Consider the following 11,327-nt stretch of genomic DNA (forward strand, 5'->3'; position numbering starts at 1 on the left):
CGTCATGGCACTGCCTTGGCGGTGGCGTGGCCGAGAGGCGAGGCAGCGGCCTGCAAAGCCGTATACACGGGTTCGAATCCCGTCGCCACCTCGGATGACCGGCAGAAATGTCGGTTGACCAGCGCGATTGGCGCAGCGGTAGCGCGCTTCCTTCACACGGAAGAGGTCACTGGTTCGATCCCAGTATCGCGCACAGGGACCCTCGGGTTCCGGTGCAACAAATGAATAGAGCGCGATTGGCGCAGCGGTAGCGCGCTTCCCTGACACGGAAGAGGTCACTGGTTCGATCCCAGTATCGCGCACGGAAGAAGCCCCGAGTGATCCACTCGGGGCTTCGTGCATTCACGCTCGGGCAGGTGTCTGTCTATGAGGCGCTCTTTCGCAATAGCTCACTTTTGGGTGAATAGCCCATGTTTGAAACAGGGCTGTTCACTCTAAAGTGGGCTGAACCCGCGAGGTATGGCTGCGGCCGCCAGCGGCGGGGAAGCGCGATGGTGGGCACGGCGAGGCAGTGGCTCCCGAGGTTCATGGTGCTGATGTGGATAGTGTGCGTTTCGTTCACCATGTTCCAGGACTGAAACGCGGTCAGCATGCGGTAACAAAGGGGTTTGCTAGTACGCTGGGTGTTGTACTAAACGACGATGACTTCGGAGCACCTATGTCTACTCCTCAGAACCCGTACGGTTCGGGTGACGGTTCGCCCAACGACCCCAACGGGCAGAACCCGAACACCCAGCCGCCGAACGCCCCCAACTACGGCAATGATCAGAATTCCGGCCAGCAGCCGGGCCAGTCGGGCTCGGGGCAGTCCGGGCAGCAGTACGGCTCGGCGGGCAGCCAGCCCTACGGCTCGCAGCCGAACTACGGCCAGGGCGGCAACGACGGCTCGCAGCAGTACGGGCAGCAGGCTCCCCAGTACGGTTCGCAGCCCAACTACGGTGCGTCGAACGACCAGAACCAGTACGGGCAGAACCAGTACGGGCAGAACCCGAACAACCAGTACGGCCAGGGTCATGGCGACCAGAACCCGTACGGAGACAACCAGTACGGGCAGAACCCCTATGACGCCAACGCGCAGTACGATGCCAACCAGTACGGTCAGCAGCCGGCCTACGCAGGTGCAGACGGTTCCTCCGATCAGTTCATCCCGGCCAACCCGAACGCCTCCTACGGTCAGTACCCGCCGGGCGGCGGCGGGAACACGTCGAAGAACATCTGGGGCATCCTCGCTCTCATCGGCGGCATCGTCGGCGTCCTCGGCGCCTTCGTGTTCGGCGGCGGCGCGCTCTTCGGCATCGCCGCGGTGATCTTCGGCTTTGTCGGACTCTCCGCTGTCAAGAAGGGCCTCGCCAGCAACAAGGGCCTCAACATCACCGGCATCATCCTCGGTGGGCTGTCGATTCTCATCTCCATCGTCGTGGTGATCTTCACCATTCTCGGACTCGGAATGCTCGGCAAAGCCATTGACGAGGCCGCCAGCTCGGCAGCACCCGCCGATCCCAGTCAGGGGGCCGGACAGGATCCCAGCCAGGGGGCCGGACAGGATCCCAGCCAGGGGGCCGGACAGGATCCCAGCCAGGGCTCCGATGGCTCGGATGGAGGCGACGCCGCACCCGCTCAGGCCGGAGAGGTCGAGATCGGCACCGACGTCACTGCACAGATCAACGTCCGCGAGGGCACCGCAGGCGAGTACGCCTCAGGCGCCGAATCGACCAATGGCGAGATCGCCATCGTGACGATGACCGTGAAGAACAACTCGAATTCCGACCTGGAGATGACTCTCACGAACCTGTCCGCCAACGACGGCGGCAGCACGGAATACGACGACGTCTTCGACGGCGGAAACTACAAGGGCTCCCTGGCCTTCACCGATCCGGTTCCCGCCGGCGGCGAAACGACATATGAATTCGCCTTCGCTGCCCCCACGGCCGAAATCGATGGGATGCACCTCAAGCTCGAACTCGTCGACGACCTCGGCAAGGGCAAGGACTTCGAGTTCTACAAGCAGTGACACTCTGTTTCCCGAGGTGACAGGGCCCAGACGGTCCTGAACGCTCGGCTGCAGGGGTCGCCGGACTCAGTATGGGTGGCAGTCTTCGGACTGTCACCCAACTGATTTGTCGCAACCGAATTGGTACTAGAATCTGAGGGTGAGTCGCCCACCGAACGGGCTGCTCGAATGAACACGGAACGAACGGAGAAATCAGTGGCAGACAGCATTGACTGCGCGGGCGAAAGCATTCCTTTCACAGAGGGGCTGACCGGAACGGAGATCTTCTCCACCGACCGCACGGTCGTTGCCATGTGGCTGAACGGCGAACCCGCCGACCTCAGCCGCGAGCTGCAGGCAGGCGATCGGATCGCCCCGATCACCATCGACTCCGATGCCGGACTCGATATCCTGCGCCACTCGACCGGTCACGTCACCGCTCAGGCCGTTCAGGAGCTCTTCCCGGGAACCAAACTCGGCATCGGTCCCTACATCACCGACGGCTACTACTTCGACTTCGACGTCGCCGAGCCCTTCACCCCTGAGGATCTCAAGGCGATCCAGAAGAAGGCCGCCCAGATCGTCAAGTCCGGCCAGACCTTCAACCGCGTCGTCGTCACCGAGGACGAGGCACGGGAGCGGATGGCGAACGAACCGTTCAAGCTCGAGCTCATCGACGACAAAGGCAAAGGCGGCGACGAAGAGACCTCCGTGGAGGTCGGCGGCGGTGAACTCACCGTCTACGAGAACGTCGACCGCAAGGGGGAAGTCGTGTGGCAGGACCTGTGCCGCGGTCCCCACCTGCCCAACACCAAGCTCATCGGCAACGGCTTCGCCATCACCCGATCCTCGGCCGCCTACTGGCGCGGCGACCAGGCGAATGCGAGCCTGCAGCGCGTCTACGGCACCGCCTGGGCTTCGAAGGACGACCTCAAGGCCTACCAGGACCGCATTGCCGAGGCCGAACGTCGCGACCATCGCAAACTCGGTGCCGAAATGGACCTGTTCTCCTTCCCCGAGGAGCTCGGCTCCGGTCTGCCCGTCTTCCACCCCAAGGGCGGCGTCATCAAACGGGAGATGGAGGACTACGTCCGCGCCCGTCACATCGCTGAGGGCTTCGAATACGTCGGCACCCCGCACATCTCGAAAGAGACCCTCTACTACACGTCGGGCCACCTGCCTTACTACGGCGAGAACATGTTCCCGGCGATGTCGGTCGACGAGGTCCGCGACGAGTCCGACCAGGTCGTCAAGGAGGGCACACCGTACCGGCTCAAGGCCATGAACTGCCCGATGCACAACCTCATCTACCGGTCCCGCGGCCGGTCCTATCGAGACCTGCCCCTGCGCCTGTTCGAGTTCGGCACCGTCTACCGCGATGAGGCCTCCGGTGTCATCCACGGCCTCACTCGCGTCCGCGCCCTGACCCAGGACGATTCGCACTCCTACGTCGCCCAGGAAGACGCCGGGAAGGAGATCCGCCATCTGCTGGGCTTCGTGCTCAGCCTCCTGCGCGACTTCGGCCTCGACGACTTCTACCTCGAGCTCTCCACCCGCGATGAGGACGGGAAGAAGGCGGATAAGTTCATCGGCTCCGACGAACAGTGGGCCGAAGCCACCAGCGTGCTCGAGGAGGTCGCCCAGGAGACCGGACTCGAACTCGTCCCCGATCCGGGCGGCGCGGCCTTCTACGGCCCGAAGATCTCCGTCCAGGCCCGCGACGCCATCGGCCGCACCTGGCAGATGTCGACCGTCCAGCTCGACTTCAACCAGCCCGAGCGCTTCGGCCTCGAATACGTCGCCGCCGACGGCTCCCGCAAACAGCCGGTGATGATCCACTCCGCGAAGTTCGGGTCCATCGAACGCTTCCTCGGCGTGCTCACCGAACACTACGCCGGAGCCTTCCCCGTGTGGCTGGCGCCCGTGCAGGTGACCTGCATCCCCGTGGCCGATGAGTTCAACGACTACCTCGCCGAGGTGGCCGACCAGCTGCGTGCCGCCGGAGTCCGCGTCGAGATCGACGACAGCGACGACCGGTTCCCGAAGAAGATCCGCAACGCGTCGAAGTCGAAGGTGCCCTTCACTCTCATCGCCGGAGGAGAGGACCGCGACGCCGGTGCCGTGTCCTTCCGCTTCCGCAGCGGTGAACAGGAGAACGGCGTGCCCGTCGCCGAGGCGGTGCGACGGATCCTCGACACGATCGAGACCAAGGCCCAGGTATGAGCGGAGGCGACGAGGACCGAACCGCTCAGGATCACTCGGGCGGCCGCCTCGGTGAGGGAATTCCCTGCGCCGAGGCCGCCGCCGGGTTCCCCGGGGAACCCGACGGATTCCAACGCCTGTGGACCCCGCACCGGATGGTCTACATCGACGGTCAGGACAAACCCAAGGACGATCGAGCCGACGAATGTCCGTTCTGCACGGCACCGTCGAAGACCGACGCGGACGGACTCATCGTCGCCCGCGGTCAGCACGTGTACGCGGTGCTCAACCTCTACCCGTACAACCCGGGCCATCTGCTCATCTGCCCCTACCGTCACGTCGCCGACTACACGGACCTGAGCCAAGACGAGACCGTCGAACTCGCCGGTTTCACGCAGCAGGCGATGCGCGTGATCCGGGCCGTGTCCGGACCCCACGGTTTCAACCTGGGCATGAATCAGGGACCGGTGGCCGGCGCGGGAATCGCCGCCCACCTGCACCAGCACGTCGTCCCGCGCTGGGGCGGAGACGCGAACTTCCTGCCCGTGATCGCTCAGACCAAGGCCCTGCCGCAGGTGCACGCCGATGTGCAGGCACGGCTGCAAAAGGAATGGAACAGATGAATCCTGAAGACCTCGGCACCCTCGCCGAGTACTCCTCGCCCATGCTGCGCGGCAGCGACACCGTCATCACGATCCGGCGACCCGACCTCGAGACCAACAGCTACCTCGGCCAGCTGTTCGCCTTGAGTGGCGACCGCTCCAGACGGCTGACACACTCTTGGTCGGACTCGGACCCGCAGTGCGGCCCGAACTGGTCGGGATATCTGAGCGCGGAGAAGAAGGCCGCCCCGCAGCTCTACGTCGGCGACAGCCTGGAGACGGCACACCAGATCACGGACAACCACCTCGGGGTGTCCGAATTCGCTCTCGACGACTCCAGCGCCAGGGCGCTCTACGTCGCCCGTGTCGCCGAACCCGGCCGCTACGGCCTCGACGAGGCCGTTCCGGCGTCCGAAGAGGCCCCACGCCGGATCACCACGGCGTCCTACCTGGCCAACGGACTCGGCTATACGAACGACCGCCCGGCCCGTGCCTTCCTCGTCGACCTCGCCGAACCCGGACTCGGCACCGTCGGCCTGCGGGGGGCCTCCGAGGTCCCGCTGTCGACGCTGCTGACCACTCCGGACACCGACGTCCACGACCCCCAGTTCTCCCCGGGCGGTCACTGGGCGAGCGTGATCGCGGCAGCCGAACCCGATCGGGGCCGACCCGACCTGCGCAGCACCGTGTGGCTGCTCGGCCGCGAGGAGTCGCACCCGCTCGACCTGCCGCCGATGAGTCTGAGTCTGCACGTGTGGATCGACACCGAACGGGTGCTGCTGCTCGGCAACGCTCTGAGCCGGGACGAACTCGACTTCGTCGGGCAGATGCCCGGACTCTTCCTCCACGACATGACGACCGGCTCCACGAGGCGGCCGACCGACCCGGAGACCGTGGCCCTGGCACCGATCCGGCCGCAGATCCACGGGGGAGCGGTCGTCGCCGCCGTCGACACCGACGGAGCCACCCGGATCGTTCGCATCGGCCTCGACGCCGCACAGGTCGCCCTCGACGACCTCGACTTCCTCACCGACGACACCACCGTCGTCAACGGCTTCGACCTCGACGAGGAGACCCTCGTCTTCACCGGATCGACTCCACACTCTCCGGCCGTCCTCGGCCGGATCGGTCTCGACGCCCGCGCGGACTCCGGGGCCGCCTCGGTGACGGGTGAGACGGTCATCGTCAAGGAGCATCCGGCACCGGCGAACTCCGTCGAACCCCAGGTGCTGCGGGTGCCAGGCGTTTCCGGGACGATCACCGGCTGGCTGGCCAAACCGCACGGGGAGGGACCCTTCCCCGTCATCCTCAACATCCACGGCGGGCCCTTCGCCCAGTACACGCATTCGTGGTTCGACGAGACCCAGGTGCTCACCTCCGCAGGATATGCCGTCGTGTATTCGAACCCGCGCGGATCCGGCGGCCGCACCCGCAGCTGGGGGACCGCCGTCCAAGGCGATATGGCGGCTCCGGCGATGGCCGATGTGCTCGCCGTCCTCGACCACGCCCTCGAATCCGATCCCACCCTCGACCGCAGCCGGCTGGGCATCCAGGGCGGATCGTATGGGGGATATCTCACAGCCATGACGATCGCCGCGGACCATCGCTTCGACGCAGCCATCGTCGAACGCGGCTACCTCGATCCCGACAGCTTCGTCGGGACCTCCGACATCGGGCGCTTCTTCACCGAGGAGTACACGAGCCGCAGCCGAGAGGCCATCGCGGCCCAATCGCCCCTGGCCCACGCCCCACAGGTCGGCACACCGACTCTGGTGATGCATTCGGAACTCGATCTGCGCTGCCCGCTGGAACAGGCACAGCAGTACTACGCGGCCCTGCAGCGAGCCGGAGTCGACACCGAGATGCTCATCTTCCCCGGCGAGAACCACGAGCTCTCCCGGGCCGGGCAGCCCCGCCACCGCCGGCAGCGTTTCGAAGCCATCCTCGACTGGTGGGACCGGTACCTCAGCGGCGGGGAGCGGACCCGGCCGGAGGGTGAGCGACATCGCTCGGGCGAGGCTGAACCTGGTGCCGTCTCCGCGGCCGACTCCGCCTCGTGAACGTCGAGTTGGTGGGGAACGCGCAGAGCCGATATCGTTCTCAGGGCCGCTGTCGTGCTCTTGCCGAAATCCCCCAGCGTCATTATTCTGCAAACACTTGCCTCCCTTCGCCGCCGACCACTGGAGAAACATGAAACCTCGTAAAGCCTCACGGGTCGTTTTACTCAATGAGCGCGACGAGGTCCTCCTGATCCGGGCCCAAGACCTGCTGACCCCCAGCCACCAGTGGTGGATGACCTGCGGCGGAGGTTCCGAACTCGGCGAATCGGCCGCGCAGACGGCGGCCCGGGAACTGGCCGAGGAGACCGGGATCGAATGCGAACCCCACGAACTCATCGGCCCCTTGGCCACTCGTGACGAGGTCTTCGAATTCACGGAGAAGTCACTGCGCCAGGTCGAAACCTATTTCGCCTTCCGCACCACCGAGGACATCGAACTCGAAGACGCGGTCTGGACGGACATCGAGAAACGCAGCCTGCTCGAATTCCGCTGGTGGACCCGGGAGGAGCTCCTGGCCACGACGGAGACGATCTATCCGAAGAATCTGCTCGGCCTCATCGACCTGTCCACCGCCGGGTCCATTCCCGACGTGCCGCTGGTCATCGACTGAACCCGCGACTGCGCACCGAGGCGAGTCCGCACGGAGTCGCCGACGTGAGGCCGCACGGAATCGCCCACAGCCGTCTGCATGGGTCCCGGCGATCAGCGTATAGACTTGAGAGGCTGTAACTACAGGAAGGAACACCAGTGTCAGGTCATTCCAAATGGGCAACGACTAAACACAAGAAGGCTGCCATCGATGCCAAGCGCGGCAAACTCTTCGCCAAGCTGATCAAGAACATCGAGGTTGCCGCTCGCAACGGTGGACCCGACCCCGACGGCAACCCGACGCTGTTCGACGCGATCCAGAAGGCGAAGAAGAACTCCGTTCCCGCCGACAACATCACCCGCGCGGTCAAGCGCGGCGGCGGCCTTGACGGCTCCGGAGTCAACTACGAGACGATCATGTACGAAGGCTACGCCGCCGGCGGTGTGGCTCTGCTCATCGAGTGTCTCACCGACAACCGCAACCGGGCCGCCTCCGAGGTGCGCGTGGCCGTGACCCGCAACGGCGGGTCGATGGCCGACCCCGGTTCGGTGACGTACAACTTCAACCGCAAGGGCGTCATCACCGTGGGCGCCGAGGAGACCGACGAAGAGGCCATCCTGCTGGCGACCATGGACGCCGGGGCCGAAGAGGTCAAGGAAGTCGGCGAGAAGTTCGAGATCATCTGCGAGGCCACCGACCTCGTGGCCGTGCGCACCGCTCTCGTCGACGCCGGGATCGACTACGATTCGGCCGAAGCCTCTTTCGTACCCGAACTCGAGGTCAGCCTCGACGCAGAGACCGCGCAGAAGGTCTTCACCCTCATCGACGCGCTCGAAGACAGCGACGAGGTCCAGAACGTCTACTCGAACGCCGATGTCAGCGATGAGGTCCTCGCCGAACTCGATGCCTGATGCGCATCCTCGGCGTTGACCCCGGACTGACCCGGTGCGGGCTCGGTGTCATCGACACCCTGCCCGCCCGGAAGGCGACGATGGTCGCCGTCGACGTCCTGCGGACCCCCTCGGCCGATTCCGTCGACCTGCGCCTCGGCGCCATCGCCGAGGCGTTCGACACCTGGTTGGACACGTACCGTCCCGATGTCGTCGCCATCGAACGCGTCTTCGCCCGCAACGATGTCTCCACGATCATGGGCACCGCCCAGGCATCGGGACTGACGATGGGGCTGGCGGCCCGCCGCGGACTGCCCGTGGCCATGCACACCCCGTCGGAGGTCAAGGCCGCGATCACCGGTTCGGGACGTGCGGACAAGAAGCAGGTCACCTCGATGGTGACACGGATCCTCGGGCTCGAGGCACCGCCGAAGCCCGCCGACGCCGCGGACGCTCTGGCGATCGCGATCTGCCATTCCTGGCGCGGGGCTCTGTCGGCCCAATCGACGCCGGGGCAGAACAAGGACCTCACCGAACGCAAGGCCGGTGGCCGGCAGGGCAGCGGACTGACGAAGGCCCAGAAGCAGTGGGCCGAGGCTATGCGGCGCGCCAAGTGAGCATGGGGCAGAGGGCGCCTGCTAACCTGGATTCGTACACGTGTTCCCCTTAAGAAAGGCTGTCCGTGATCAGTTTCCTCAGCGGTACGGTGCATCGGATCGCAGCTGACCACCTCGTCGTTCTCACCTATGGTGTCGGCCGCAAGGTCCACGTCACCCCCGACACCCTGGCAGGCACCCGGCACGGCGCCGAGATCGAACTGGTCACCAGCCTCGTGGTGCGCGAAGACTCGATGACGCTGTTCGGCTTCACCACCGAAGACGAGAACCATACCTTCGAAGTGCTGCTGTCGATCTCCGGAATCGGCCCGCGCCTGGCGATGGCGATCCTGTCGGTGATGGGACCCGACGAGCTCGCTGCCGCGATCACGACTCAGGACGCCAATGCGCTCACCCGCGTGCCCGGAATCGGGAAGAAGGGCGCCTCACGCATCATCCTCGAACTCGAGAACAAGCTGCCGAAGCTCACCGCTGCCGCTCCCGGGCCGACCCTGTCATTCGGCGGTGGGAACCAGCAGGTCGTCGACGCCCTCGTGGGACTGGGGTGGAAGGAAGCGCAGGCCGAGGAGGTCGTCGCCGAGGTCGTCAAGGAGACCGATGCTGACGCCGGCACCTCCGTGATCCTCAAGGCCGCACTGAAGGTCCTGGGTGCGAAGAAATGACGAGCTCCTTCGACCGTGACTCCTACGAGGTTGACTTCGGCGACCAAGACTTGACCGGAGCCGAACAGGACAGGCTCGTCTCCGGACGCGCCGAGACGGCCGAACGCGATGCCGAGGCGGCGCTGCGCCCGAAGGGCCTGGCCGACTTCATCGGCCAGCCGCAGGTGCGTGAGCAGCTCTCCCTCGTCCTCGACGCCGCGAAGGCCAGGCAGAAGGCTCCCGACCATGTGCTGCTCTCCGGTCCTCCCGGGCTCGGCAAGACCACTCTGGCAATGATCATCGCCCATGAGATGAACGCGAGCCTGCGGGTGACCTCCGGCCCTGCCGTCCAGCATGCCGGCGACCTCGCAGCGATCCTGTCCTCCCTCGAGGAAGGCGAAGTCCTCTTCATCGATGAGATCCACCGGATGGCCCGTGCCGCGGAGGAGATGCTCTATGTGGCGATGGAGGACTTCCGAGTCGATGTCATCGTCGGCAAAGGACCCGGCGCGACCGCCATTCCGCTCGATCTCCCGCAGTTCACTCTCGTCGGCGCCACGACCCGGTCCGGTCTGCTTCCGGCGCCGCTGCGCGACCGCTTCGGCTTCACCGCCCTGCTCGACTTCTATTCGAGCGCCGACCTGCTCACGGTTCTCAGGCGTTCGGCCCGGATGCTCGGCATCGAATCCGAGCTCGCCGGGCTCGAAGAGATCTCCACACGTTCGCGGGGCACCCCGCGAATCGCGAATCGACTGCTGCGCCGCGTCCGCGACTGGGCACAGGTGCGCGGGAGCGGAATCATCGACGAGGAAGCCGCCACCAACGCCCTGCGCGTCTACGAGGTCGACGAACTCGGTCTCGACCGACTCGACCGCTCGGTTCTGCAGGTGCTGTGCCAGCGCTTCGGCGGAGGCCCGGTCGGGCTGGGAACCCTCGCTGTCTCCGTGGGCGAAGAAGCCGACACCGTCGAAACCGTGTCCGAGCCGTACCTCGTGCGGGAAGGGCTGATCAGCCGCACCCCACGGGGACGGGTGGCCACCTCGGCCGCCTGGAATCACCTGAAAATGCAGATCCCAGCAAACTATGAGTTCTGAACCGCGCATTTGAGTTCGCTATGAGAGGTGAGGACGAACTAAGCTGGTTCACTGATTCATTCATATGAAAGGCTGATATCTGTGGATTTGCTGATCCCTCTTGCGCTTGCCGCGCTGCTGATCTTTTTCCTGTTCAATTCTCGGCGTAAGCAGAAAGCGCGTGCGGAGCAGATCAAATCGGGTCTCGTGCCCGGCGCAACCGTGATGACGACCTTCGGTGTCTTCGGCACCGTGCTCTCCATCGACGAAGAGAACAACCAGGTGACCATCGAATCGGGACCAGGTACGGTCCTGCGCGTGCACCGCCAGGCGATCGGCCAGATCGAGAACAACCAGGCCGCAGCGCCGGTCGACGCGCCCGCCGCCGACACGCCCGCCGCTGATGCCGATGTCGATGCCGCCGCCGATGACGAGAAGCCGGCCATCACCGATGCTGAGCTCGACGCCATGAACGAACGCAAGCGCGCCGAGAAGGACACGGCGGATGACGAGGCTGCTGAGGACATCAGCACTGAGGAATCTGCTGCGGAGACCGAGGACGTCGACGCTGAGGCCGCAGAGACCGATGCCGATTCCGCCGCTGCGGATGACGCTTCCACGGATTCGACGGACTCGGATACCGACAAGAAGAACTGATCCGTT

The 11,327-nt window shown here is 65.3% G+C and carries 10 protein-coding genes and 3 tRNA genes; all 13 read left to right on the forward strand.

Annotated elements, in window-relative coordinates; all coding sequences use genetic code 11:
• Positions 1–20 precede the first annotated feature (20 nt).
• A tRNA-Cys gene (locus tag BLIN9172_RS00930) sits at positions 21–91 on the forward strand.
• 30 nt (positions 92–121) lie between these two features.
• A tRNA-Val gene (locus tag BLIN9172_RS00935) sits at positions 122–193 on the forward strand.
• Between the two features lie 37 nt (positions 194–230).
• A tRNA-Val gene (locus BLIN9172_RS00940) sits at positions 231–302 on the forward strand.
• Positions 303–658: 356 nt separating this feature from the next.
• Positions 659–2,011 (forward strand): DUF4190 domain-containing protein, encoded by a 1,353-nt coding sequence (locus tag BLIN9172_RS00945; protein WP_145997908.1) that lies wholly within the window; start codon positions 659–661, stop codon positions 2,009–2,011.
• A gap of 195 nt (positions 2,012–2,206) precedes the next feature.
• On the forward strand, positions 2,207–4,213 hold the full coding sequence (gene thrS, locus BLIN9172_RS00950; RefSeq protein ID WP_101553553.1) for a threonine--tRNA ligase: 2,007 nt from the start codon (positions 2,207–2,209) through the stop codon (positions 4,211–4,213).
• Entirely contained in the window at positions 4,210–4,815 is a 606-nt protein-coding gene (locus tag BLIN9172_RS00955; RefSeq protein WP_025777862.1) for an HIT family protein, read from the forward strand. Before thrS ends, BLIN9172_RS00955 begins: the two co-directional genes overlap by 4 nt.
• The gene (locus BLIN9172_RS00960; RefSeq protein WP_101553442.1) at positions 4,812–6,854 is read left to right on the forward strand and encodes an alpha/beta hydrolase family protein; all 2,043 of its coding nucleotides are present in this window, start codon (positions 4,812–4,814) and stop codon (positions 6,852–6,854) included. The genes BLIN9172_RS00955 and BLIN9172_RS00960 overlap by 4 nt, the downstream gene beginning before the upstream one ends.
• Before the next feature lie 130 nt (positions 6,855–6,984).
• Positions 6,985–7,464, forward strand: coding sequence for an NUDIX hydrolase (locus BLIN9172_RS00965; protein ID WP_101553443.1), 480 nt, complete (start codon positions 6,985–6,987; stop codon positions 7,462–7,464).
• Between the two features lie 137 nt (positions 7,465–7,601).
• The gene (locus BLIN9172_RS00970) at positions 7,602–8,354 is read left to right on the forward strand and encodes a YebC/PmpR family DNA-binding transcriptional regulator (RefSeq protein ID WP_101553444.1); all 753 of its coding nucleotides are present in this window, start codon (positions 7,602–7,604) and stop codon (positions 8,352–8,354) included.
• Positions 8,354–8,950 (forward strand): crossover junction endodeoxyribonuclease RuvC, encoded by a 597-nt coding sequence (gene ruvC, locus BLIN9172_RS00975; protein ID WP_101553445.1) that lies wholly within the window; start codon positions 8,354–8,356, stop codon positions 8,948–8,950. Before BLIN9172_RS00970 ends, ruvC begins: the two co-directional genes overlap by 1 nt.
• Before the next feature lie 65 nt (positions 8,951–9,015).
• Positions 9,016–9,612, forward strand: a complete 597-nt coding sequence (gene ruvA, locus BLIN9172_RS00980; RefSeq protein WP_101553446.1) for a Holliday junction branch migration protein RuvA — start codon at positions 9,016–9,018, stop codon at positions 9,610–9,612.
• Positions 9,609–10,685, forward strand: coding sequence for a Holliday junction branch migration DNA helicase RuvB (gene ruvB, locus BLIN9172_RS00985; protein WP_101553447.1), 1,077 nt, complete (start codon positions 9,609–9,611; stop codon positions 10,683–10,685). The genes ruvA and ruvB overlap by 4 nt, the downstream gene beginning before the upstream one ends.
• Positions 10,686–10,766: 81 nt before the next feature.
• Positions 10,767–11,321, forward strand: a complete 555-nt coding sequence (gene yajC / locus BLIN9172_RS00990; protein WP_240811955.1) for a preprotein translocase subunit YajC — start codon at positions 10,767–10,769, stop codon at positions 11,319–11,321.
• The last annotated feature ends 6 nt before the right edge of the window (positions 11,322–11,327 follow it).

This window comes from Brevibacterium linens ATCC 9172 (assembly GCF_900169165.1).
GTDB classification, from domain to species: Bacteria; Actinomycetota; Actinomycetes; order Actinomycetales; family Brevibacteriaceae; genus Brevibacterium; species Brevibacterium linens.